At 40.7% G+C, this 24,963-nt stretch carries 19 protein-coding genes and 1 other annotated feature; all 19 genes read right to left on the bottom strand.

Features of this window, described 5'->3' with window-relative positions; all coding sequences use genetic code 11:
• Nucleotides 1-108 precede the first annotated feature (108 nt).
• Complete coding sequence (gene hemL, locus BK583_RS07145) at nucleotides 109-1,401, bottom strand: glutamate-1-semialdehyde 2,1-aminomutase (RefSeq protein WP_055736273.1); 1,293 nt, start codon at nucleotides 1,399-1,401, stop codon at nucleotides 109-111.
• Between the two features lie 2 nt (nucleotides 1,402-1,403).
• Nucleotides 1,404-2,396, bottom strand: coding sequence for a porphobilinogen synthase (gene hemB, locus BK583_RS07140; RefSeq protein WP_055736272.1), 993 nt, complete (start codon nucleotides 2,394-2,396; stop codon nucleotides 1,404-1,406).
• A complete protein-coding gene (locus BK583_RS07135; protein WP_055736271.1) occupies nucleotides 2,380-3,132 on the bottom strand; it encodes a uroporphyrinogen-III synthase in 753 nt (250 codons plus the stop codon). The genes hemB and BK583_RS07135 overlap by 17 nt, the downstream gene beginning before the upstream one ends.
• On the bottom strand, nucleotides 3,132-4,061 hold the full coding sequence (gene hemC, locus BK583_RS07130) for a hydroxymethylbilane synthase (protein ID WP_055736270.1): 930 nt from the start codon (nucleotides 4,059-4,061) through the stop codon (nucleotides 3,132-3,134). The genes BK583_RS07135 and hemC overlap by 1 nt, the downstream gene beginning before the upstream one ends.
• A 190-nt stretch (nucleotides 4,062-4,251) precedes the next feature.
• Entirely contained in the window at nucleotides 4,252-5,625 is a 1,374-nt protein-coding gene (hemA, locus tag BK583_RS07125; RefSeq protein WP_055736269.1) for a glutamyl-tRNA reductase, read from the bottom strand.
• Between the two features lie 162 nt (nucleotides 5,626-5,787).
• A complete protein-coding gene (gene yihA, locus BK583_RS07120) occupies nucleotides 5,788-6,387 on the bottom strand; it encodes a ribosome biogenesis GTP-binding protein YihA/YsxC (protein ID WP_038481663.1) in 600 nt (199 codons plus the stop codon).
• The gene (gene lon / locus BK583_RS07115; RefSeq protein ID WP_055736268.1) at nucleotides 6,384-8,717 is read right to left on the bottom strand and encodes an endopeptidase La; all 2,334 of its coding nucleotides are present in this window, start codon (nucleotides 8,715-8,717) and stop codon (nucleotides 6,384-6,386) included. The genes yihA and lon overlap by 4 nt, the downstream gene beginning before the upstream one ends.
• Before the next feature lie 198 nt (nucleotides 8,718-8,915).
• Nucleotides 8,916-10,586, bottom strand: coding sequence for an ATP-dependent protease LonB (lonB, locus tag BK583_RS07110; protein WP_055736267.1), 1,671 nt, complete (start codon nucleotides 10,584-10,586; stop codon nucleotides 8,916-8,918).
• Between the two features lie 140 nt (nucleotides 10,587-10,726).
• Nucleotides 10,727-11,998, bottom strand: coding sequence for an ATP-dependent protease ATP-binding subunit ClpX (gene clpX / locus BK583_RS07105; protein ID WP_035395947.1), 1,272 nt, complete (start codon nucleotides 11,996-11,998; stop codon nucleotides 10,727-10,729).
• Nucleotides 11,999-12,313: 315 nt separating this feature from the next.
• Nucleotides 12,314-13,612: a trigger factor gene (gene tig / locus BK583_RS07100; protein ID WP_038481673.1), complete on the bottom strand. Its 1,299-nt coding sequence runs from the start codon at nucleotides 13,610-13,612 to the stop codon at nucleotides 12,314-12,316.
• A 157-nt stretch (nucleotides 13,613-13,769) separates the two neighbouring features.
• Nucleotides 13,770-14,825 (bottom strand): hypothetical protein, encoded by a 1,056-nt coding sequence (locus tag BK583_RS07095; RefSeq protein WP_038481676.1) that lies wholly within the window; start codon nucleotides 14,823-14,825, stop codon nucleotides 13,770-13,772.
• 207 nt (nucleotides 14,826-15,032) lie between these two features.
• Nucleotides 15,033-15,620 (bottom strand): 3-isopropylmalate dehydratase small subunit, encoded by a 588-nt coding sequence (gene leuD, locus BK583_RS07090; protein WP_055736266.1) that lies wholly within the window; start codon nucleotides 15,618-15,620, stop codon nucleotides 15,033-15,035.
• Nucleotides 15,617-17,032: a 3-isopropylmalate dehydratase large subunit gene (gene leuC / locus BK583_RS07085; RefSeq protein ID WP_038481682.1), complete on the bottom strand. Its 1,416-nt coding sequence runs from the start codon at nucleotides 17,030-17,032 to the stop codon at nucleotides 15,617-15,619. The genes leuD and leuC overlap by 4 nt, the downstream gene beginning before the upstream one ends.
• Nucleotides 17,033-17,043: 11 nt before the next feature.
• Complete coding sequence (gene leuB / locus BK583_RS07080) at nucleotides 17,044-18,126, bottom strand: 3-isopropylmalate dehydrogenase (RefSeq protein ID WP_055736265.1); 1,083 nt, start codon at nucleotides 18,124-18,126, stop codon at nucleotides 17,044-17,046.
• 11 nt (nucleotides 18,127-18,137) lie between these two features.
• The gene (locus BK583_RS07075; RefSeq protein ID WP_038481688.1) at nucleotides 18,138-19,676 is read right to left on the bottom strand and encodes a 2-isopropylmalate synthase; all 1,539 of its coding nucleotides are present in this window, start codon (nucleotides 19,674-19,676) and stop codon (nucleotides 18,138-18,140) included.
• Nucleotides 19,663-20,691 carry a ketol-acid reductoisomerase gene (gene ilvC / locus BK583_RS07070; protein ID WP_038481691.1) on the bottom strand — a complete coding sequence of 343 codons (1,029 nt, stop codon included), beginning with the start codon at nucleotides 20,689-20,691 and terminating at the stop codon, nucleotides 19,663-19,665. The genes BK583_RS07075 and ilvC overlap by 14 nt, the downstream gene beginning before the upstream one ends.
• A gap of 19 nt (nucleotides 20,692-20,710) precedes the next feature.
• Nucleotides 20,711-21,229 carry an acetolactate synthase small subunit gene (gene ilvN / locus BK583_RS07065; RefSeq protein ID WP_038481695.1) on the bottom strand — a complete coding sequence of 173 codons (519 nt, stop codon included), beginning with the start codon at nucleotides 21,227-21,229 and terminating at the stop codon, nucleotides 20,711-20,713.
• On the bottom strand, nucleotides 21,226-22,965 hold the full coding sequence (gene ilvB, locus BK583_RS07060) for a biosynthetic-type acetolactate synthase large subunit (RefSeq protein WP_055736264.1): 1,740 nt from the start codon (nucleotides 22,963-22,965) through the stop codon (nucleotides 21,226-21,228). The genes ilvN and ilvB overlap by 4 nt, the downstream gene beginning before the upstream one ends.
• A 71-nt stretch (nucleotides 22,966-23,036) precedes the next feature.
• Nucleotides 23,037-23,261 (bottom strand) — a binding site (T-box leader).
• Between the two features lie 3 nt (nucleotides 23,262-23,264).
• Nucleotides 23,265-24,929, bottom strand: coding sequence for a dihydroxy-acid dehydratase (ilvD, locus tag BK583_RS07055; RefSeq protein ID WP_055736263.1), 1,665 nt, complete (start codon nucleotides 24,927-24,929; stop codon nucleotides 23,265-23,267).
• Nucleotides 24,930-24,963 lie beyond the last annotated feature (34 nt).

Raw genomic sequence — 24,963 nt, 5'->3', positions numbered from 1 at the left:
CACGTACACTATTACGTCTATGAGCTAAGCTAGTCGATTATGCGTACAATAGACGAAAAAAAACAAGCCCTTCTAGTTTTGCACTAGCAAAGGGCTTGTGTTTGATGGTTAAGCATGAGAAAGCGTAGCAAATACACGGTTTGCAGCTTCAATGGTTTTTTCGATGTCTTCGTCTGAGTGAGTCGTAGATAGGAAGAGCCCTTCAAATTGAGAAGGAGCAATCGATATTCCTTCTTCTAACATCCCTCTAAAGTAACGTGCAAATAACTCTAAATCAGCAGTTTTCGCCAAATCAAAATTTGTAACATGTTCATTAGTGAAGAAAAGACCAATCATCGATCCTGCACGGTTAATTGTATGTGGGATGCCATGTGCTTTCGCTGCCTCTGAGAGACCTTGTTCTAAACGCTCTCCTTGCTTTTGAAACACATCGTAGTCTTCTCTCGTTAATTGAGAAAGAGTATAATAGCCTGCTGTCATTGCAAGTGGGTTTCCAGACAATGTACCAGCTTGATAAATAGGTCCGCTAGGTGCAATTTGCTCCATAATTTCTCGTTTTCCACCAAACGCACCAACAGGCAGTCCTCCACCGATTACTTTTCCTAAACATGTTAAATCAGGTGTAACACCAAGCACTCCTTGCGCACACTCATAGCCAACACGGAAACCTGTCATCACTTCATCAAAAATCAACACCGTTCCATTTGCTGATGTTAATTCTCTAAGCGTCTCTAAAAATCCAGGTTCAGGACGAACAACCCCCATGTTTCCAGCTACTGGTTCTACAATAACTGCCGCAAGGTCGTCACCAAACTGTTCAAATACATACTGAACGCTCTCTATATCATTGTAATGAACAGTTAACGTGTTCTGCGCAACTGATTCAGGAACACCAGGACTATCTGGTAATCCCAGCGTTGCAACACCAGAACCTGCTTTAATTAATAACGAATCCCCATGTCCGTGATAACAACCAACAAATTTCAAGATTTTGTTACGTCCAGTATAGCCTCTTGCTAATCGAAGTGCACTCATTGTAGCTTCTGTACCTGAATTAACCATACGAACCACTTCAATTGATGGCACACGTTCAATCACTAGTTCCGCCAACTTCGTTTCTAACTCATGAGGGGCACCAAAGCTTGTCCCAAGTTCCGTTGCCTTTTTTAATTCTTCCACTACGATTTCATCTGCATGCCCGCGAATGAGTGGTCCCCATGATAGAACATAATCAATATATTGGTTCCCATCAATGTCTGTAATCTTTGATCCTTTTCCTTGTTTCATATAGACAGGATTCATACCAACCGATTTAAAGGCGCGAACTGGACTGTTTACGCCACCCGGCATTAGCGGCTTTGCTTGTTCAAACGCTTGTTTTGATTTTTCATAATGAGCCATCTTTAGTAACCTCCTCGTGTTTCTTCATACAGCCATTGTGCAGCATCTTTTGCAAAGTACGTTAGAATGAGGGTTGCTCCAGCACGTTTCATACTGACAAGTTTTTCTAATACAATTGCTCTCTCGTTCACCCAGCCATTTTGTGCTGCTGCTTTAACCATCGCGTACTCTCCACTAACGTTATAAGCCACTATCGGCACATTTGACATTTCTTTGACATCACGAACAATGTCTAAGTACGACAAAGCTGGTTTAACAATGAGAAAGTCTGCTCCTTCTTCTAAATCAGACGTCGCCTCTCGCACTGCTTCTTCACGATTAGCTGGATCCATCTGATACGTTTTACGATCACCAAACGCAGGCGCACTATTTGCTGCATCACGAAACGGACCGTAAAAAGCTGAAGCATATTTCACAGCATATGACATGATTGGAACATCCACATAGCCTGCTTCGTCTAAGCCCTTACGAATGGCAGCTACAAATCCGTCCATCATATTTGAAGGTGCAATGATATCAGCGCCGGCTTCCGCTTGTGAAACAGCTGTTTTCACTAAAAGGGTAAGGCTCTCGTCATTCACAACATCCCCTTCACGGATAATGCCACAATGTCCATGATCTGTAAATTCGCATAAACACGTATCTGCAATGACAAGCATATTAGGAAACGCTTCTTTTATCTGTCTTGTTGCTTGTTGAATGATGCCATGACTCGCAAATGCCTCAGACCCAATTTCATCTTTATGATGGGGCAAACCAAATAAGATAATGGCACGAATCCCTAATTTTTGCACTTCAGCCACTTCATCATTTAAACGATCTAACGAATATTGAAACACCCCTGGCATTGATGGAACTTCTGTCTTTTTATTTGTTTCTTCCGTTACAAATAAGGGATAAATAAAATCATTTGCTGAAAGCGTCGTTTCCCTCACCATTTCGCGAATAGCCGCTGTTTTTCTTAGTCTTCTATGTCGCTTAAATGTTACGTTCATGTTTGTGTGCCTCCTCTATAAGCATGGCCTTTACTAGTCCATTTGTTGAATAAGAATCTGCTGTCACCGTTGGCGTTAGCCCTAATTGAATAGCACGCTCATTTGTTCTCGGTCCAATACACGCGACTTTTCGATAAGAAATCGTACATGCTTCCATAACAGCTCGCAAATGAGTTGCTGTAGATGGACTTGTTAACGTTACATAATCAAAAACTAGGTTTGGCAAAGCTTTCGCTTCCCTGATGGCTTCCTTAGGCATAATCGTATCATAGGTATTTAGAGCTTCAACGTTAATGCCCTTGTTCTTTAATCCATAAATAATGGTTGGCTTTGCCAATTGACCTCGCACCACTAGCACACGTTCTTCTTGTCCAACTACCGTCTGTAACAAACGCGCCAACGCTTCACCATCTTGAATCTTCGGAACAACAGACGTGTGATAGCCGTATCGCTCAATTTCATGAGCCGTTTGTACACCAACTGCTGCCATTTTCGCCTTTAAGGGTTCACCTTGATAGGTAGAAAAAAACGAACGTACACCATTGACACTTGTGAAAACAAGCCAGTCAGCACGAGCTGCTTTTTTAGTAGATTCAACACCTACCGGTCGAAAGACAATTTTAATTAAAGGTAAGAAATAAGGAGTCCCACCGTACGCTGTAATTAAATCAGCAAACTGTTTTGCATCCTTTTCCTCTCGCGTTAGCAAAATGTGCTTGTTTCGCAGAGCGAGCATCACTCTAAACTCTCTCTCACTTTATTTAGAATGTCTTCAGCCCCTTGTGCAGATAACTGTTTCGCCAAGTCCGTCCCTAACTTTACTGGATCGTCTCCTGATGCCGTTTCTTTTAATAAAACCTCTCCATCTGGAGAACCTACTAAGCCGGTTAAAGTAATCGTACCGCCTTTTTCCACTGTGGCATAGCCACCGATTGGGACTTGGCACCCGCCATTTAATGTATGAAGAAAAGCACGCTCTGCTTGAACGGCAGAAGCTGTTTCTTCATGATTTAACAATTGTAAGAGACGGTTCACCTCAGCATCCTCTTTACGCCCTTCAAGCCCTAACGCCCCTTGACCAATTGCAGGAACACATTCATCTGTTTCTAAATAATGTGTGACAGCCGATTTGGCATAGCCTAATCGATTTAGTCCAGCAGCAGCAAGAACAATCGCAGAAAACGATTCTTCTTTAAGTTTTCGCAGCCTTGTCTCAACATTGCCTCGAATCCATTGAACGGAAAGGTGCGGATAACGGTGCAAAATTTGGGCTGATCGACGCAAACTACTCGTCCCAATAATAGCACCAGCTGGTAGCTCACTTAATGGCACGTGATTTTCACTGATAATGGCGTCTCTTGGATCTTCTCGATCGGTAATGGCTCCAAGCACAAATTCAGGCAACATTTCTGATGGGACATCTTTCATTGAATGAACGGCAATATCAATTTCTCCAGTGCGTAACGCCTCTTCAATTTCCTTTACAAAAAGGCCCTTACCGCCAACTTTTGAAAGGGTAACGTCTAGTATTCGATCTCCTTTTGTTACAATTTCTTTTATTTCAAATTGATACGGGACATTTAATTTCTTAAATTGCTCAATAACCCATCTTGTTTGGGTCATCGCTAAATTACTTCTTCTTGTACCAAGTACAATTGTTCTCATCCTCTTCCTCCTAAAATCATAAAACCATTATGTACAGTTTCGTTCTAAAAAGAAAAAGCGCAATCGATTGACGCCTTTGTGGAAAACGTTCACTAGCTCAAGACCTTCAGCTAGTAACATTCCCACTGGAGTCGTCGCCTGATGCGCTTTTAACTCTCCTTATTCGCTCATATGGAAATACAACAGTCGGTTACGAGCGCATAGCAACAGTGCCTTCAATCTCGCTATAGGACTCACTTTCTTGTTTCCATAGTGCCTTCATATCATTTTGGCGTTCGCGTTCTTTCTGTTCTTCTAGCGTCTCTTCTAACGCAAAGATATCCGTAAACAGCTGTAGCGATAATTGGGCATCAGGCTCAGCTGCTAATTCTTTTACCTTCGTTAGCGGATCACGAAGTAGTTGATTCACTATACTTTTTGTATGTTTACGAAGAACCTTTAATTCTCGATCGGTTAAATGAGGTAATTTCCGTTCAATACTAGACATGGTATCACCTTGAATTTGCAACGCTTTTCCACGTAAAGCTGTAATGATAGGAACAACGCCTAATGTGTTTACCCACATATTGAACTCAACAATCTCTTCCTCAATCATTAAAGAGATTTTTTCAGCTTCGCGCTCTCGTTCTTGCTTGTTCGATTCAACGATATGTTGCAAATGATCAATGTCGTATAAGTGAACATTTTCCCATTCGTTTAAGGTTGGCTCGACATCACGTGGAACCGCAATATCAATAATGAATAACGGTCGCTCCTCTCGGGAACGTAAAGCATTTTCCGTGTTCTCTTTTGTTAATACAAATTCTCTTGCTCCTGTAGAGCTTATGACAACGTCTGCACGCTTCAACTCTTCTTCTAAATGATGAAATGAAACGGCTTCACCACTAAATCGACCGGCAAGATTCTCAGCTTTATCAACACTTCGATTCATTACCACAATGGAAGCGGCTCCATTCGCGTGTATATGCTTTGCTGTCAGCTCACTCATTTCACCTGCACCAACAATAAGGACACGTTTGCCTTCAAAACTACCAAAAATCTTTTTACCAAGTTCTACGCCAGCATAACTAACCGAGACGGCTTGAGAAGAAATGGCCGTCGAACTATGCGCGCGTTTTCCTAAAGTAATCGCTTGTTTAAATAGCTGATTAAAGACAGTACCTGTTACTTGCAAAGATTGGGCGAGTTGAAACGCTTGCTTAGCTTGACCTAAAATTTGCGTTTCACCAATAACCATTGAGTCTAGGCCACAGGCTACTCGAAATAAATGTTCAACTGCATGATCATTTTCTTTTATTGTTAAATAAGCTGTTAATTCATCTTTATGAATGGAAAACCAGTTTGCTAAAAACGTTTTTGTGAAATGCCTTCCGGTATGAATTTGATCTGCTACAACATAAAGCTCAGTGCGATTGCAAGTTGATAGAATCACACACTCCATAATGCTCTTTGATGAGCGCAGTTGGGCAAGAGCCGCCGGCAACTGGTCTTCATCAAAAGCTAGCTTTTCGCGAATTTCCACCGGGGCAGACTTATAGTTCACTCCTACGACAATCGTATGCATTTAAAAAGCCCCCTAAAGCTACGTTTCCAATCTCTTACTTCTACTTTATCCAATTCTCATTATATCATGCCTAAATTATAACATGTCTAAATAAGGACTCAAAATTTTTTTGTGAACAATCCTAGACAATCCAGACAGTGAAAAAAATAAGCAGTGCAAGCACTACTTATTTTTCGTTAATTGGAGATGGGATTGAATCGTCTTCCAGGCTTCTTCTTTTCCATACCCGGTTTCAGAGGAAAACAGTAACAAAGGATCTGTTTCCTCCCGATCAAGCTCTTTACTAATGATACTTAAATGCTTTTGCCATTTTGATCTAGAGATTTTATCCGCTTTTGTAGCAACTAAAATGACGGGAATTCCGAAATGCTTCATCCAATTGTACATAAGCTTATCGTCCTCTGAAGGCTTATGGCGTGCATCAATTAATTGTAACACCGCTTTAAGCTCTTCTCGCTCTGATAAGTAGGTTTCAATCATTTTTCCCCAAGCTGCACGTTCGGTCTTCGACACTTTCGCATAGCCGTAGCCTGGTACATCTACAAAATAAAGGATTTCATTAATCTCGTAAAAGTTTAATGTTTGCGTTTTACCAGGTTGACCTGATGTTCTGGCTAATCCTTTTCGATTAAGCATCTTGTTAATAAACGATGATTTCCCTACGTTTGAGCGACCTGCAAGGGCAAGTTCTGGTAACCGATTTACTGGATATTGTTCAGGTTTGACAGCTACATGTTCTAGTTCAGCTTTTACTACTTTCATTTTTTATCTTCACTCTCATCTAATGCGACTTTCAAGACTTGATCAAGATGTTCCACTAAGACTATTGTCAAATCATCACGAACACTAGCTGGAATATCGTCAATATCTTTTTCATTCTCTTTTGGAATAATAATGGTTGTTAACCCAGCACGGTGTGCACTCATCGCTTTTTCTTTTAGACCACCAATTGGTAATACTCGACCTCTTAGCGTAATCTCTCCTGTCATACCTACTTCACGCTTCACTTTTCGACCAGTAAGAGCAGAAATTAACGCTGTTGCCATTGTAATTCCTGCTGATGGCCCATCCTTAGGGGTCGCCCCTTCTGGAACGTGAATGTGGATGTCTGTTTTATCGTTAAAGTCGGTTGCTATAGAAAGCTCTTCTGACCGAGATCGAATATAACTAAACGCTGCTTGTGCAGACTCTTTCATGACGTCTCCTAACTTTCCAGTCAAGGTTAATTTCCCTTTCCCTTTAACAGCGGAAACTTCAATTGAAAGCGTCGTACCACCTGCGGCTGTGTAGGCTAGACCAGTTGCTGCACCAATTTGATCTTCTTGCTCTGCCATGCCATAGCGAAACCTTGGCTTTCCAAGCATCTCTTCTACTAACTTTTCCGTTACCGTTACACGTTTTCGATCTTCCATAACGACCATTTTAGCAGCTTTACGACATGTTGAGGCTAATTGACGCTCTAAGTTTCGAACCCCAGCTTCACGGGTGTAATGTCGTATAATTTTCGTTAGAGCCTCATCTTTTACAGGTAGCTGGCTTTTGGTTAAGCCGTGCTCTTTTACTTGCTTAGGAAGCAAATAATTTCGTGCGATTTGTTTCTTTTCAAGCTCTGTGTAACCAGGTATAGAGATAATTTCCATTCGATCCAATAGTGGCCCTGGAATTGTACCAATATTATTTGCCGTTGTGATAAACATAACGTTTGATAAGTCATATGCCTCTTCAAGATAGTGATCGCTAAACGTATTGTTTTGTTCTGGATCTAATACTTCAAGTAAGGCAGAGGCTGGGTCTCCTCGAAAATCATTTGCCATTTTATCAATTTCATCTAATAAAAAGACCGGATTAATCGTTTCTGCCCGTTTCATCCCTTGAATCAGTCGCCCTGGCATGGCTCCAACATAAGTTCGACGATGACCTCGAATCTCCGCTTCATCACGCACCCCACCTAAAGACATCCGCACGAATTTTCGATTTAACGATCGTGCAATAGACCGTGCAAGGGATGTCTTTCCGACTCCTGGAGGTCCTGCGAGGCAGAGTATCGGGCCTTTCATTGAATTCGTTAACTTTCTAACAGCCAAATATTCAAGTACTCGCTCTTTTACTTTTTCTAAGCCGTAATGATCTTCATCCAGGATTTTACTCGCTTTTTTCACATCAAGCTGATCTTCTGTCTGTTTCGTCCATGGTAATTGAATTAGCCAGTCAAGGTAGTTTCGCAGGATGGAGCTTTCTCCAGCATTAGCTGGCATTTTCTCATAGCGACTTAGCTCTTTTATCGCTTTTTCATACACGTGTTCAGGCATTTCCGCTGATTCTATTTTTTCTTTCAACTCAGCAATTTCGCCTGTTTTCCCTTCACGATCCCCTAACTCTTTTTGGATGGCCTTCATTTGCTCGCGTAAGTAATACTCTTTTTGTGTTTTTTCCATTGATTTTTTTACACGTTGGCCAATCTTCTTTTCAAGACCTAATACTTCTTGTTCATTACCAAGAAATTCAATCAGCTTTTGCAATCGTTCTTTTACATCAATAAACTCAAGTAACGTTTGTTTTTGAGATAACTTTAACGTTAAATTCGCTGCTATTAAATCAGCAAATTGCTCTGGCGCTGTTGTTTCCTTCAAAGTCGCAAGGGTTTCTTGTGAAGCGCGTTTTGATTGTTTGGAGAACTGATCATACATGGAAAGGAGCGTACGCATTAATGCTTCTGTTTCTGTATCAGCTTTACCATCTTGCTCAAATAATTGAATGTCAGCAACAAGAACATCTCCATGGTCATGAAAACCAGTAAGTGAAGCTCGTTGCAATCCCTCAACTTGAACACGCACCGTTCCATTCGCTAATTTCGTTGATTGAACAATTTTAGCAAAGGTACCAATTCTATATAAATCTTCTTCCGTCGGATCTTCTTTTGTTGTTTGTTTTTGTGTAGCTAAAAATAAAAATTGATCGTTTTGCTTGGCTTCTTCTAATGCTTTTACCGATTTTTCACGACCTACGTCTAAGTGCATAATTGCCCCTGGGAAGATTAATACACCACGCAAAGGAAGGAGCGGAACTCGGCGTTCTTGATATTGGTCAACCATCCGCATGACACCTCCGCCTTTATCTTTATAAAAAATTCATTATGTCTAATCATCTTATTTCTATGCTAAAAAACAAAAACGATGATACACACAATGGAGAAAGCGTCATTCTCAATAGAGTGACGCTTTCAATCATTCATTTCCGGTTTGTTAACCATCTACTCATTTTAGCTCACGAAGTGGTTTGTTGTCCATTATTTAGATTGGTACAGCTCCTCCTGTAGAGAAGGTTTGGGCAGGTATAACATTTTCTGTGCTTTCTTCCTGAATTAACGCAAGTTGAAACACTTCGTCAAGGGTTGTTACTGCAATGACGTCAATGCCATCGATTTCTTTTAAAATCGCTTGTTCATTTTCTTTTGGAATAATAACGGTTTTTGCACCAGCTAATTTAGCTGCTTTCACTTTCGCAATCACTCCACCAATGGGCTTTACTTTTGCATGAATACTTAACTCACCAGTCATCGCCACTTCGTTGGAAACAGCCATTTGCTTTATGCCAGAATAAATACCAGTAGCAATAGCAATCCCAGCTGATGGACCATCTACTGGCGTTCCTCCTGGAAAATTCACATGAATATCATAGTCATTTGTCGGTATACCTTTTCTTTTTAAAACCGATATAACATTTTCAACAGATGAACGAGCCATGCTTTTTCGTTTAATCGAACGAACTTGCGATCCAGATTGTTCTTCTTCTGCAATACCTGTAATCGTTAATTTACCATGCTGCGCATTTTCATGCACAAGCACTTCAATTTCAAGCAATGCTCCGCTTGTTGGTCCAGTTACCGCTAAACCATTTACTAAACCAACAACTGGCTTTTCATGGATTTGTCGCTCTGGACGAGGAGCCATCTGACTAGAATGAGCTACCCATTCAATATCTTTAAGCTGTACTTCTTGCCTTCCATCAGCTCGAGCAGCGCCAACAGCGATTTGCAACATATTCACCGTTTCTCTTCCGTTTGTTGCATATGAAGCCATTTTCTTCGATGCCTCATCGGTTAACGTCATTGCCGCTTTTTTAGCAGCCCGCTTAGCAATTTCTTCGATTTCACCCGGGTCTAAACCGCGAAAAAAGACTTCTAAACAGCGAGAGCGAATCGCTGGCGGCATCTCTTCCGGCTGTCGTGTTGTAGCAGCTATTAAACGAAAATCAGCAGGCAAACCACGCTTGAATATATCATGTATATGAGTAGGAATTTGATCGTTTTCTGAACTGTAATAGGCACTTTCAAGAAACACTTTACGGTCTTCTAACACTTTCAATAATTTATTCTGTTGAATCGTGTGTAGTTCGCCAATTTCATCAATAAATAGGATACCACCATGAGCCTTTGTGACTGCTCCTGGTTTCGGTTGTGGCACACCAGCTTGCCCCATTGCACCGGCCCCTTGGTAAATAGGATCGTGTACAGAACCAATTAGAGGGTCTGCAATTCCTCTTTCGTCAAATCGTGAGGTAGCACCATCTACCTCTACAAATACAGCTGTTGATTGAAATGGAGAGTGATTGCTTTTTTTTGCTTCATCTAACACTAAACGTGCTGCTGCTGTTTTTCCAACACCAGGTGGTCCGTAAATGATAACGTGTTGCGGATTAGCTCCACACAATGCCATACGCAATGTTTTCAAACCGTCTTCTTGCCCAACGACTTCTGATAATGATTTTGGACGTACTTTTTCAGCTAACGGTTCAGATAATCGAATGGAGCGAAGTTTTTTCATTTTATCTAATTCCACTTTTGATTCTCGATCAATATACGTTTTTTGACTCCGCTGGTTTTTTAATAAGTTCCAAAAATAAACACCAATAATAACACCAAAAAATAATTGGACAAATAATGCAATTGTCGTAAAACCCATCTGTTTGCCTCCTAATTGTTCTATTGACGTTAGTATGACCTTGAGACAAGACGTTAGTCGAAAACGGTCAAGCGCATTATTTCCAATTCTAAACACGATGCAAAAAACCACGTTGGTTAAAGACCATCGTGGTTTCTACTTTATGCACTTTCTTTCGGCTTATTAAGGGTTAACTCTGTGCCATCTGCTGATTTAATAATCGGCTCTGCACCGTCCGTTATACAACCTTCATGGATAATACATTTCACTGCATCTTCTCTAGATGGAAGGTCGAACATAACATCAAGCATAATGCTCTCAATAATTGAACGGAGTCCACGAGCACCTGTCTTACGTTCGATTGCTTTTTTGGCAATTTCTTTTAACGCTTCATCTGTAAACTCTAATTCAACATCATCAAGTTCAAGCAGTTTTTGATATTGTTTTACGAGAGCATTTTTAGGTTGCGTTAAAATTTCAACTAGCGCATCTGTATCAAGTGGCGCTAGACTCGAAATAATTGGGAGACGACCGATAAATTCCGGAATCAATCCAAATTTCAAAAGATCTTCAGGAAGTACTTTTGATAGGTACTCACCTGGTTTTAACTCTTCTTGTTTTGAATCGTCGGAACCAAATCCAATAATTTTCTTTCCTAAACGGCTTTTAATAATTTGTTCGATTCCATCAAATGCGCCCCCACAAATAAACAGCACGTTTGTTGTATCAATTTGTATAAATTCTTGATGAGGGTGTTTTCTACCACCTTGTGGTGGCACGCTAGCAGTTGTACCTTCAAGAATCTTCAGCAACGCTTGCTGAACACCTTCCCCTGAAACATCACGGGTAATAGATGGATTCTCAGATTTTCGAGCTACTTTATCAATTTCATCAATATAGATAATACCTTTTTCAGCTTTTTCCACATCATAGTCAGCTGCTTGAATGAGTTTTAGTAGGATGTTTTCTACGTCTTCACCAACATAACCAGCTTCCGTTAACGATGTAGCGTCAGCAATCGCAAAAGGTACATTTAAAATACGTGCAAGAGTTTGTGCAAGAAGGGTTTTTCCGCTCCCTGTAGGTCCAATTAACGTTATATTACTCTTTGCTAATTCAACATCCTCGGAACGTGCCATTGAATTAATGCGCTTGTAATGGTTGTAGACGGCGACGGCAAGAGATTTCTTTGCATCTCGCTGGCCGATAACATAATCATCAAGAATGACGCAAATTTCACTAGGTTTTGGAATTTCTTCTAATTCAACCTCTTCTTCAGTCCCTAGTTCTTCCTCAACGATCTCTGTGCAAAGCTCAATACACTCATCACATATATAGACTCCAGGCCCAGCTACAAGCTTTCTGACTTGATCTTGAGTTTTACCGCAAAAAGAACACTTAAGCTGTCCTTTCTCCTCGTTAAATTTAAACATAACCTCACCCCTTACAGGATTTCTTTTTTTCCATGATTTGCTCATAAAAGCTTAATGTCAAATCATTTTAGCATAGACTAATTCAACAAACTAGAGATATGCATTTTATGTATGAGCTAGAGCAATCACTACCCTTACTCTTCCCTCTCAGAGTACAATTCAAGCTTGATTGTAAAAACCCTTCTTTTTCAGCTACTATCATTTTGTTCAAATTAGCAAACAATCATACTATACTTATGAATAAAAGCGGACATTCATGTTACGTATCGCCGTATAAGGGAAAAAGGTACGGGTGTTATGCCCGCACCTTTTACATTAAGCTGTTGCTTCTTTACTGTGATCAACGAGTACGTCAATCGCTTTACGCATTTTCAAATCGCCTTTAACTGTGTCAAGACCACCTTGCGCAGAAAGTAGTGCTTTGATTTCATCAGCAGAACGCTGGTACATCTCAGCCATTTTTGAAATTTCTTCTTCTACTTCTTCATCAGAAACTTGTACATCTTCTACTTCAGAAATAGCTTCAAGTGTTAAATTCACACGAACACGCTTCTCAGCATCTTCTTTGAATTGATTACGCATATCTTCTTCTGTTTGCCCTGAGAATTGGAAATACATATCCAAGTTCATACCTTGAGCTTGTAAACGTTGACCGAATTCTTGAAGCATACGATCCACTTCAGTATTAACCATTGCATCAGGAACAGTAATATCAGCTTGATCCGCTGCTTTTTCTAATAACGCATCACGGACAGCATTTTCTGATTCTGTTTTTCTTTGCTCTTCAAGCGTCTTACGCAACTCAGCTTTAAGCTCATCCAGTGATTCAACATTTTCGTTCGCATCTTTTGCAAACTCATCATCAAGTTCTGGAAGCTCTTTACGTTTTACATCATGAATTTTCACTTTGAACGTTGCTGGTTTTCCAGCTAGATTCTCTGCGTGATACTCTTCTGGGAAAGTTACTTCTACTTCTTTTTCATCTCCTGTTTTAAGACCAACTAGTTGTTCTTCAAAACCAGGAATGAACGAATTAGAGCCAATTTCAAGTGAATAGTTTTCAGACGTTCCACCTTCAAAGGCTTCACCATCTGCATAGCCTGCGAAGTCAATAACAGCTGTATCGCCGTTTTGGATTTCCCCATCTTCAACAACAACAAGTTCAGCGTGACGCTCTTGAAGTTTTGTTACTTCTTCTTGAACATCTTCATCCGTAACTTCTGCACTTGGCACCTCGACTTCTAAACCTTTATAGTCACCAAGTTTCACTTCTGGTTTAACCGTTACAGTTGCTTTAAATACAGCTTTTTCGTTTTTACCAATTGATTCAACATCTACTTCCGGACGATCAACAGGGAAAATTCCTGTTTCTTCAACGGCATTTGAGTATGCCTCTGGTAACATTAAATCAATAGCATCTTGATAAAGCGATTCAACGCCAAATTGCTTTTCAAAAAGACCTCTTGGCATTTTTCCTTTACGGAAGCCAGGTACGTTTACTTTTTGCACAACTTTTTTAAATGCTTTATCTAAAGCGTCGTTGACTTTATCTGCTTCAACTTCAAACGTTAAGACGCCTGTATTTTGTTCTGTCTTTTCCCAATTTGCAGACATAATATTTCCCTCCAACATGTAATTTCTACACTACTTTATCACGTTTTTGACAACCATTCCATTATAACATATCGAATGAATCTTTCAATGTCTTCCTTCTTATAAAATAAGGTTAGATGTATTTATGTTGTTTCTACTATAATAAAAACCCTCAAGCCTATGTATGAAACCACTCGTTTTGATTTTGAGCTTCTAGTAAAATGTCCTGCTCCAACGCTTCAATTTCATCTGAAGCAGAAAGAACATCAAATCGCTCACATTCATAACATTCCATCATTGTCGTTTCATCTGTTTCAAGGCCAAGTTGTTCCGCAGCAACTAAATGAAATGCACAGGCCCAAGCCTTTGGATTTTCTGGATTAAGTTCAAATGGATAAGTCATAAGCAAGTATGTATGGTGTAGTTGTTTTGCCATATGTAATAAAGTTGGATCTTCTTGTTCGAGCTGGTCTTCTAAAGCTTTTCTTATCGCCTGATCTACCTGTCTTTCACCTGGCTCTTCTAGCTCACTAGGGGTTACAATAACCACTTGATGATCTCGTTCATATCGTAATGGCTTACGGTCGCCCCATTCATGTAACAACTGTAACGCATATGTACGCATAAGAGGGTTCGTTTGTTTATTTAGTACGAAGCTCCTAATCTCATCCGTTAAATCGGTTAGTCCAAGCTTACGAACGGTTTGCAATGCATTCCATTTAGCTGGTTCGTTTGCTGCGTGAAGCCCTGCTTTTAATTCTAACATTGTTTCTTCTTGATTTTGTTTAGACACAGATGCTTCACTATACTCATTTGATTCACTCATTTGCCGACTGAAATGAAGCAGTTCATAGAAGGTTTCTGCATCCTTTGCAGGAATTTTATCTTCACTTAGTACAGCTTCTAGTAAGTGAACGACTTGATCGTAACGAGATAGTTGAACAAGTAATGACACATGTACTTGTAAGATTTCAAAGTAATGACCAATTCCTTCATTTAATAACTTTTCTGTCTCCATAACAGCTTCCTGCTGACGATTTAATTCAATTAAGCTTAGTACAGTCCCGAATCGCGCTTGCGGATCCCCTTGATCATAAGAAGAAGCTTCTGCAAAAAGCTGGTATGCCTTTTCTGCATGCTTTTGCTTTAATTCATTCATTCCTTCTTCGACCAAACGCTTTACTAAGCCAGGAAATAAAATGATCTTATCTTCTCCTTGCTTTTTATCTTTCAATTGTTATCGCCTGCCTTCTCTATATGCCTACTTTAACACGCCTTCACTCTCTAACAAAAGTTCCCCATGTTTTTATTCGTTATTCCTTCCCTAATCCCTTTCATTCAAAACATTAAAGAAGCTCCTTAGTCATACACTAAGGAGCTTAGATGAAAGAATTTCTGACAAAACGACTGTTTTCAAGTAGATATTGAATGGCTTTGGCTACTACTGACTCGTGTAGGAAGCTTCAAAATTTGTAATGTGCTCTTCTAGCTTCAGCGTTAAGTCAATTTCATCCCATCCATTAATAAGCATCTTTTTCCAATGAGGATCAATTTCGAATGAAGATTCGATACGATCACCGATAACTTTTTGCTCAAGCAGATCAACTGTTATGTGACTCTTCCCTTCATTCACTAGTGTCATCCATGTTTTTACTTCTTCATCAGATAGACGAATAGGTAGTAAGCCATTTTTCACGCAATTGTTGTAAAAAATATCGGCAAAGCTTGAAGCAATTACTACTTTAAAGCCGTAATCATATAACGCCCAAGGTGCGTGTTCTCTTGATGAACCACAGCCAAAGTTATCACCACTAATTAAGATACTTGCGCCTTTAGCAGATGGGTGATTTAATTCAAAATCTAGATTCTCTTTTCCTTCTGCTTCATAACGCCAATCATAAAACAAAAATTGTCCAAATCCAGTTCGTTCAATTCTTTTAAGAAACTGTTTCGGAATAATTTGATCGGTATCAACATTTACACGATCTAATACCGCTGCCTTGCCTCTATGAATGCGGATCGGGTTCACTTCGCATCACTCCTAACATCAAATGTTCGCACGTCGACAAAATGCCCGCTCACTGCAGCCGCAGCTGCCATTGCTGGACTCACTAGGTGTGTACGAGACCCTTTTCCTTGTCGCCCTTCAAAGTTACGGTTTGACGTTGATGCACACCGTTCCCCTTCCGGTACCCTGTCTGGATTCATACTAAGACACATACTACAGCCAGAACTGCGCCAATCAAAGCCTGCGTCTTTAAAGATTTGATCAAGTCCTTCTGCTTCAGCACGACGCTTTACTTTTTCCGACCCTGGCACAACAATCGCCGTTACATCTTGATGAACATGTCTGCCTTTTACGATGCGAGCAGCTGCTTCAAGATCGCTAAAACGGGAGTTCGTACAAGATCCGATAAAAACATGTTGGATGGAAATATCTGTTAGAGCCGTATTCGGCTCTAGCTCCATATAAGCAAGTGCCTGTGCAATGGCACGCTTTTCATTTTCTGAAGAAGCATATTGTGGATCTGGAACAAAAGAAGAAATAGGAGCTCCTTGGCCAGGATTTGTGCCCCACGTCACCATTGGCTCTATTTCACTTGCATCAATCGTAACCGTTCGATCGTATGTTGCATCAGCATCTGTGACTAGTGAGGACCAATATTCAACCAGCTCTTCAAATGCCTCACCCTCAGGAACACGACTTCTGCCTTTTAAATAGTCAAACGTTACGAGATCCGGGCTAATTAAACCTGCCTTTGCCCCTGCTTCGATAGACATATTGCATATCGTCATTCGCTCTTCCATTGTCATCCCACGAATAGCTTCACCAGTAAATTCAATGACGGAACCAGTGCCTACATTCACACCAAACTTTGAAATGATCGCAAGGATCACATCTTTTGCAGCAATGCCAGTACCTAATCTCCCTGTAATATGAACTTGTAACGTTTTCGGTTTTGACTGCCACACCGTTTGAGTAGCCAATACATGCTCGACTTCACTCGTGCCAATTCCAAATGCCAACGCTCCAAATGCACCATGAGTCGAGGTATGGCTATCTCCACAAACAATGACATGTCCAGGCTGCGTTAAACCAAGTTCTGGTCCAATTACGTGGACAATTCCGTTATCTGGATGCTCCAAATCAGCAATTTCAATACCAAATTCACGGCAATTATCTGCTAATGTTTCCATTTGTAAACGGGCAATTTGATCTTGTATATCGTAACGATTAAAAGTCGGTACATTATGGTCCATTGTTGCAAATGTACGCTCTGGTCTTCGCACCTTTCTATTTGCGATTCTTAAGCCTTCAAATGCCTGTGGTGACGTCACTTCATGAACCATATGCAAATCGACATAGAGCAAATCCGGCTGATTCGATTCTGATACGATCGTATGTTTCTCCCATATTTTTTCGATAATTGTTTTTCCCATACATGCTCCTCCTAAGAGTGAATTGCTACTTTTATTTCCTTAATGACTGCTTTCGTCATTTCTTCCGTCGAAATTGCATTGGCATTCGTTAAATCAGCTGTACGATATCCTTTTAACAACACTTGATTGATTGCTTGTTCAATACAATGTGCTTCTTCTAACAAACCGAAGCTATATCGTAGTAGCATCGCAGTCGATGCAATTGTCGCTAAGGGATTGGCTTGATTTAACCCAGCGATGTCTGGCGCTGATCCATGTACTGGCTCATATAAGCCAAAGGCCGTTCCGTTTAAACTAGCAGAAGGGAGCATTCCTAGCGAACCAGTAATCATTGACGCTTCATCACTTAAAATATCACCGAATAAATTTTCTGTTACAAGAACGTCAAATTGCTTTGGCTGGCGTATAAGCTGCATAGCAGCATTGTCTACAAGCATATGTTCCAGTGTTACCGACGGATAGTGAGTGGCTACTTCGTTTGCACATTCTCGCCACATTCTGCTGGACTCAAGAACATTCGCTTTGTCGACTGACGTTACGTGCTTTCCTCTAATTTCAGCAAACTGGAAAGCCCGATGTAATAAACGTTCAATCTCACTTTTTTTGTACACAAGCGTGTCAACAACACCCTCTTCACCATCAATCGTGCGACGCTCTCTTGGCTCTCCGAAATAAATACCACCTGTTAACTCTCGGACGATGAGAACGTCAACACCACTTACTACTTCTGGTTTTAAAGTGGATTCTTCTATTAAGGCATCAAGGGCTTGCACAGGTCGCAAATTCGCATAAAGATTTAATGCTTGTCGAATGGCAAGCAATCCTTTTTCTGGTCGAAGATGCGGTGGTTGCTGATCCCATTTCGGTCCCCCTACTGCGCCCAGTAAACAAGCATCAGATGATTGACAACGTTCAATTGTTTCGTCTGGGAGTGGAACACCCGTTGCATCAATGGCGGCTCCGCCTATTAAGCCCTCTTGGAATTCAAATTGGTGTCCATATAAATCCGCAATGACTTGGAGTACTGCTTTACCTGACTCGACAATTTCAGGACCAATACCATCACCAGGTAGTGTTGTAATTTTTTTTATCATTTTGTATCCTCCTACCCAACCGTAGATGGTTCTTTTTTTCGTTTTTCCTCATTTAACATACGATTTACAGCATGCAAATAGGCTTTAGCTGATGCTTCTAAAACGTCATGTGCGACACCTCGACCGGACTGGGACTGCTCCTCTTTAGACAGTTTTACGTGTACTTCAGCTAACGAATCCTCTCCTTCTGTTATGGATTGAATACGGTAGTCTGTTAAACGATATTCATAGTCTGTTAGCTTTGCTAGCGTATTATAAATCGCTTCTACACTTCCTGATCCTGTGCTCGCTTCAGTTATTTCTTTATCACCTGATTTAACTAGCTTTATTGTCGCTGTTGGTGTTTGATTTGTCCCATATGATACTTGTAACGCTTGGAGGCTGTATGTCTGAACTTGTTCGTCTTCCCCTTGGTCAATCATGAGTGCGTAGAGATCGTCTTCTGTAACAGTTTTCTTTTTGTCCGCCAGTGTTTTAAACGACTGAAACAACTGATTCAATTCATCTGCAGTGCCTTTAAAACCTAATTCTTTCATTTTTTCTTGAAACGCATGCCTTCCAGAATGCTTCCCTAAAGGATTTGAAGACGTTGCTCCAACTAGCTCTGGCGTAATAATCTCATATGTTTCTTTATGTTTTAACATTCCATCTTGGTGAATACCTGATTCATGCGCAAATGCATTTGAGCCGACAACTGCTTTATTTTTTGGAATTGGCATGGAAGTGTAGCGACTAACTAACGCACTCGTTCGTTTTAGTTCATTAAGCTGAATATTTGTACCCGTCTTATAGAAGTCTGAACGGATATGCAAACCAACCGCAATCTCTTCAAGGGAAGCATTACCTGCTCGTTCACCGATACCATTAATTGTACATTCTACCTGTCTTGCCCCTCCCTGAACGGCCGCAAGAGAATTCGCTACACCCATTCCAAGGTCATCATGATTATGAGTAGACAATATAGCCCGATCAATATTCGGAACGTTTTTAGTCATATATTCAAATAATTCGGATATTTCCTTTGGCATCCCATAGCCAACTGTGTCTGGTAGGTTAATCACAGACGCACCAGCATCGATGGTTGCTTCAATTATTCTAGCAAGAAATGTCCAATCAGACCGACTTGCATCTTCAGCAGAAAATTGAACGTAGGGGAATTTTTTTGCTGCATACTTTACACTCTCAACTGCTCGCTCCACAACCTGTTCTGGTGTAAGTTTTAATTTATATTGCATATGAATTGGTGATGTTGCTAGAAATACATGAATACGCGGTTCAGCACTTTGTTTTAGCGCTTCCCAACAAGCATCAATATCTTCTTTCTTTGATCGTGCTAACCCTGTTATAGACGAATTCTTTATTTGGGTTGCTATATCTTTTACAGATTGAAAATCACCTTGTGAGGAGGCTGGAAATCCAGCCTCAATGATATCTACTCCCAAACGCTCTAGTTGGAATGCAATGTCTAACTTTTCTTTATGGTTAAGGTTTATTCCTGGAGATTGTTCTCCATCCCGCAATGTTGTATCAAATATTTTAACCTTGCCCATGGTTAACGGCTCCTTTTTTTTGTTTTGATTGCTTAACAAATGGCATCATTTCGCGAAGTTCACGACCAACAACTTCCAATGGGTGATTTGCTTCAGCAGTATTAATAGCGTTATATTCTGGACGGTTTAACTTATTTTCAAGAATCCATCCTTTAGCAAACTTCCCTTTTTGAATGTCATCTAGGATCGCTTTCATTTCTTTTTTCGTCTCATCTGTTACAATACGCGGACCTGCTTGGAAGTCACCCCATTGAGCTGTATCCGAAATAGAATAACGCATGTACTCTAATCCGCCTTCATACATTAAATCAACAATTAATTTAAGTTCGTGGAGACATTCAAAATAGGCAATTTCTGGTTGATAGCCTGCTTCGACTAACGTTTCGAAACCAGCTTTCACTAACGCCGATGTCCCACCGCACAATACAGCTTGCTCTCCAAAAAGATCTGTTTCCGTTTCTTCTTTAAACGTCGTTTCCAACACACCTGCTCGGGCAGCTCCGATTTGTTTCGCGTATGCAAGAGCAATGTCTTTAGCTTCTCCAGTTGCATCCTGATAAACAGCGATTAAACCTGGTACACCAGCACCTTCTGTGAAAGTACGACGTACGAGATGCCCTGGTCCTTTTGGTGCAACAAGAAATACGTCTACATCACTTGGAGGCACGATTTGATTAAAGTGAATGTTAAATCCGTGTGCAAATACTAGTGCTTTTCCAGGTGTAAGTTCACTTTCAATAGAAGCTTTGTAAACTTCCGGTTGTTGTTCATCTGGAAGGAGAACCATGATTACTTCTGCTTTCTCCGCCGCTTCTTGAACAGGAAACACATTGAAACCATCTTCTTTTGCTTTTTCCCAAGATTTCCCTTGACGTAAACCAACAATTACATCGACGCCTGATTCTTTCAAATTTAAAGCATGCGCATGACCTTGTGATCCGTATCCAATAATTGCTACTGTCTTTCCAGTTAAAAATCCTTCGTTAACATCACCATTGTAATAAACTTTTGCCATCGTCAATCTCTCCCTTTTTTTAATAAATAAGTGTTAAACGCGACGTATCATGTTGTGATTTTACGCTGCGATTTATGGCTGTAACGCCTGTTCTTGCAATTTCTTGTATGCCATAGGACTTAATCAATTCAATAAATGCTTCGACCTTATCCGTGTGACCCGTTACTTGAAGGGTTAATGAATCTCTCCCTACATCGATGATTTGTGCTCGAAATGTCTCAGCAAGTGATCCAATTTCTGCCCGTTGTTCAGGTGTTGCGGCTATTTTGATTAAGGCTAGCTCTCTGGATACGGTTGCTTCTTCAGTAACATCTTTCACCTTTAAAACATCGACTTGCTTATGGAGCTGTTTCATTACTTGTTCAACATTTTCCATCGCATCAGCAACAACAACAAATGTCATTCTTGAAACAGTGGGGTTATCGGTGACACCAACAGTGATGCTATCAATATTGTATTGGCGTCTCGCAAATAAACCTGTAATTCGATTTAGTACCCCAGAACGATTCTGAACAAGGACGGTGATGGTTCGTTTCACAATGGCTCAACCCCTTCCATACAGTGATGACCTTGACCTGGACAAATCATGGGATAGACATTTTCTTCTTTTGCAACACAAACTTCCAGTAATACGGGACCTTGATGGTCAAATGTTTCTTTAATTGCATCTGATAAATCTGAACGCTTTTCAACCTTAATGGCTTTAATATCATAAGCTTCTGCCAATTTAGAGAAGTTAGGTTGAATAGGGAACAAAGAATGCGAATAACGTTCACCATGAAATAATTGTTGCCATTGTCGTACCATTCCGAGGGAAGCGTTATTCACAATGACTATTTTTACTGGGAGCTGCAATTCTTGCAGGATGGACATCTCTTGTAAGGTCATTTGAAATCCTGCATCACCTGTAATCGCGATAACTGGAAGTTTAGGCTCAGCGATTTGTGCACCGATTGCTGCTGGAAATCCAAACCCCATCGTGCCTAGTCCGCCACTAGTAATCCATCGATTCGGTTTATTGAATGAGAAATATTGAGCTGCCCACATTTGGTGCTGTCCCACATCGGTGGTAACAATAGCTTCTCCGCCTGTATGTTCATAAAGTCGCTCTATTAATTCTTGTGGTTTAATCACTTCTTTATCGAGCTTATACCATAATGGAAATTCTTTTTTCCAATGCTGCGTTTGTTCTCGCCATTGATCATGATGTGCATATGGATGAACATCGCCTTCCAATAAAAGTGTTAAGGCAGCTTTTGCGTCACCTACTACTGGAATTTCAGCAGGAATATTCTTTCCAATTTCAGCTGGGTCGATATCAATATGTGCAATTTTTGCATTGGGGGCAAAATGTTCTAATACACCCGTTAAACGATCATCAAAACGTGACCCAATATTCAAAAGAAAGTCTGCTTCATGCAAGGCCATATTTGCCGCATACGTGCCGTGCATGCCTCCCATTCCAAGATGATTTTCATTATTTCCCGGGTAAGACCCTAAACCAAGCAACGTTGATACAAGAGGAATGTTTGTTTTTTCAACAAAGGAAGTCAATTCCTCAGATGCTTGCGCGTGAAGCACTCCAGCTCCAGCAAGTAGAACCGGTTTCTTAGCTTCTTGGAACGATTCCAGAACCTTTCGAATTTGCTGCTTATTCGGTCTTGCATTCGGTTGATACCCTGGTAAATAAACTGGCTTGTCGTAGGTAAAAACCCCCATTTGCTGTGATATATCTTTTGGTAAGTCGATTAATACTGGGCCCGGTCGACCACTTTGAGCAATATGAAACGCTTCTTTAACCGTTTGTGACAATTCTTCAATGGAGCGAATTTGATAATTATGCTTTGTTATCGGCATGGTAATACCTAGCATATCTGCTTCTTGAAAAGCATCTGTACCAATTACTTTCGTGCCAACTTGACCAGTAATGACAACAAGAGGAAGTGAATCAATCATTGCATCCGCAATGCCCGTCACTACATTTGTTGCACCAGGCCCTGAAGTAACAATGCATACACCGGGCTTCCCTGTTACCCTTGCATAACCTTCTGCTGCGTGAATGGCACCTTGTTCATGCCTTGCTAAAATGTGATTGATCCCGAGCTTATATATTTCGTCGTACGTTGGAAGAATTGCCCCCCCTGGGTAGCCAAATATGACATCTACTTCTTCCTTCGCCAAAGACCTTAATAAAATTTCTGCTCCAGTACAAGGCGCATTCGTTTCTTTAGTCGTTTTGTTCTCGTCTTCTGTTTGTTCACTCGCATGTAGCATGCATTCTCTCTCCCTTCCCTCTTTTATATAAAAAAAGAAAGACCTTCTCAAACCCCATGTATGATTATCATACAAGGGGCGAGAAAGTCTCTCGCGGTACCACCCTTATTCACTAATAATAGAATTAGCCTCATTTTTTTGTTAACGAATGGTGGTTCAACCATCCGACAACTCCTACTTATTGTTCAGAGTCGTACTCAAAGGTGAGTTTCACATTTCCTTTACCACCGTTTTCCACCAACCAACGGCTCTCTGTAGATAAAATCAAATGCTACTTTCCTTCTCAACGTGTTGTGCTATTAAATTTTCATAATGCCGCCAGTATTTGCGGATGTCACAAGCTTTGAGTAGCGAGCGAGGTATCCTTTTTTCACTTTTGGTTCTGGCTCTACCCAACCATCTCGTCTTCGGGCTAATTCTTCTTCCGTTATATCCCAATCAATGGTTCGATCAATTAAATTAATTGTAATTCGATCTCCATCCTCTACAAAAGCAATTGGTCCACCCTCAGCAGCCTCTGGTGAGATATGTCCAATTGAAATGCCTCTCGAAGCACCTGAAAAACGGCCATCTGTCATTAAAGCGACTTTTGTGCCTAAGCCTCTTCCTTGTATCGCTGAAGTGGGTGCAAGCATTTCTGGCATTCCAGGACCACCTTTAGGACCTTCGTAACGAATGACGACAACGTGGCCTTCTCGTACTTTCCCTTTGTTGATTTGCTCTTGAGCTTCTTCTTGTGAGTTAAAACAAATCGCTTCCCCATCAAAAATTCTAATGGATGGGTCAACAGCACCTACTTTTATAACGGCCCCATCTGGAGCAATATTACCATAAAGAATTGATAAGCCACCTACAGGACTATATGCTGTTTCTTTCGTTCGAATGACATCGGTATTCGTAATTTCGGCATGAGCCACTGTGTCATAAAGAGACTTTCCTGTTATCGTTAGTCGATCTCCTTTGATAGCACCCATGTGAATTAATTCTTTGATAATGGAAGCGACACCTCCAGCTTTATGCACATCATCCATCGAGTAATCAGAAGCAGGACTAATTTTGCACAAATACGGAACTCGTTCCGCCACCTCGTTAATTCGAGTTAAGTCATATTCTATTTCTGCTTCATTGGCAATGGCCAATGTGTGTAACACAGTATTCGTCGATCCACCCATTGCCATATCGAGGGCAAATGCATCGTCAATGGTTTCTTCTGTGACAATATCTCGTGGTCGAATATCTTTTTCAATTAAATTCATTAGATGCTTTGCTGCATCTTTTATTAAATCATGTCTCCCTTGCGATGTAGCAACAAGTGTACCATTTCCTGGTAACGCAAGACCAAGCATTTCCATTAATGAATTCATGGAATTGGCTGTAAACATTCCAGAACAAGAGCCACACGTTGGGCAAGCTTGTTGTTCGATTTCTAGTAACTCTTCCCTTGTCATTTTTCCTGACGCAAATGCGCCCACGCCTTCAAATACGGAAACAAGAGATAAACTTTGTCCATCCTTTGTTCTTCCTGCCTCCATTGGGCCACCAGAAACAAAAACCGATGGAACATTCGTCCGTACAGATGCCATTAACATACCTGGCGTTATTTTGTCGCAATTTGGAATATAGAAAACACCGTCAAACCAATGTGCGTTAATTACTGTTTCTGCTGCGTCGCAAATAATTTCTCGACTTGGGAGTGAATACCTCATCCCAATATGCCCCATTGCGATTCCATCATCTACACCTATTGTATTAAATTCAAACGGAATCCCTCCGGCATCAATAATCGCTTGCTTCGCTACTTCTGCAAACTTATTTAGATGCATGTGCCCAGGAATGATATCAATATAGGAATTACAAACACCGATAAACGGCTTATCCATATCTTCCTCACTTACACCTGCTGCACGAAGAAGACTCCTATGAGGTGCGCGATCAATTCCTTTCTTGATCATGTCGCTTCTCACATCAATCTCCCCTTATTAAATCGTTATTTCTTGT

The sequence above is a fragment of the Shouchella oshimensis genome, from assembly GCF_002019765.1.
In the GTDB taxonomy this organism is placed as follows: Bacteria; Bacillota; Bacilli; order Bacillales; family Bacillaceae_D; genus Shouchella; species Shouchella oshimensis.
Note: the sequence above shows the minus strand (reverse complement) of the source record. Positions and strands in the feature narration are given on the sequence as shown.

What these genes read in the sequence shown, in the direction of transcription:
- hemA (WP_055736269.1), bottom strand. Translation starts at nt 5,625, where the DNA reads ATGCATACGATTGTCGTAGGAGTGAACTATAAGTCTGCCCCGGTGGAA.
- leuB (WP_055736265.1), bottom strand. Translation starts at nt 18,126, where the DNA reads ATGATAAAAAAAATTACAACACTACCTGGTGATGGTATTGGTCCTGAA.
- yihA (WP_038481663.1), bottom strand. Translation starts at nt 6,387, where the DNA reads ATGAAAGTAGTAAAAGCTGAACTAGAACATGTAGCTGTCAAACCTGAA.
- lonB (WP_055736267.1), bottom strand. Translation starts at nt 10,586, where the DNA reads ATGGGTTTTACGACAATTGCATTATTTGTCCAATTATTTTTTGGTGTT.
- clpX (WP_035395947.1), bottom strand. Translation starts at nt 11,998, where the DNA reads ATGTTTAAATTTAACGAGGAGAAAGGACAGCTTAAGTGTTCTTTTTGC.
- ilvC (WP_038481691.1), bottom strand. Translation starts at nt 20,691, where the DNA reads ATGGCAAAAGTTTATTACAATGGTGATGTTAACGAAGGATTTTTAACT.
- BK583_RS07075 (WP_038481688.1), bottom strand. Translation starts at nt 19,676, where the DNA reads ATGGGCAAGGTTAAAATATTTGATACAACATTGCGGGATGGAGAACAA.
- tig (WP_038481673.1), bottom strand. Translation starts at nt 13,612, where the DNA reads ATGTCTGCAAATTGGGAAAAGACAGAACAAAATACAGGCGTCTTAACG.
- BK583_RS07135 (WP_055736271.1), bottom strand. Translation starts at nt 3,132, where the DNA reads ATGCTCGCTCTGCGAAACAAGCACATTTTGCTAACGCGAGAGGAAAAG.
- leuC (WP_038481682.1), bottom strand. Translation starts at nt 17,032, where the DNA reads ATGGGAAAAACAATTATCGAAAAAATATGGGAGAAACATACGATCGTA.
- lon (WP_055736268.1), bottom strand. Translation starts at nt 8,717, where the DNA reads ATGGTTGACCAATATCAAGAACGCCGAGTTCCGCTCCTTCCTTTGCGT.
- hemL (WP_055736273.1), bottom strand. Translation starts at nt 1,401, where the DNA reads ATGGCTCATTATGAAAAATCAAAACAAGCGTTTGAACAAGCAAAGCCG.
- ilvB (WP_055736264.1), bottom strand. Translation starts at nt 22,965, where the DNA reads ATGCTACATGCGAGTGAACAAACAGAAGACGAGAACAAAACGACTAAA.
- hemB (WP_055736272.1), bottom strand. Translation starts at nt 2,396, where the DNA reads ATGAACGTAACATTTAAGCGACATAGAAGACTAAGAAAAACAGCGGCT.
- hemC (WP_055736270.1), bottom strand. Translation starts at nt 4,061, where the DNA reads ATGAGAACAATTGTACTTGGTACAAGAAGAAGTAATTTAGCGATGACC.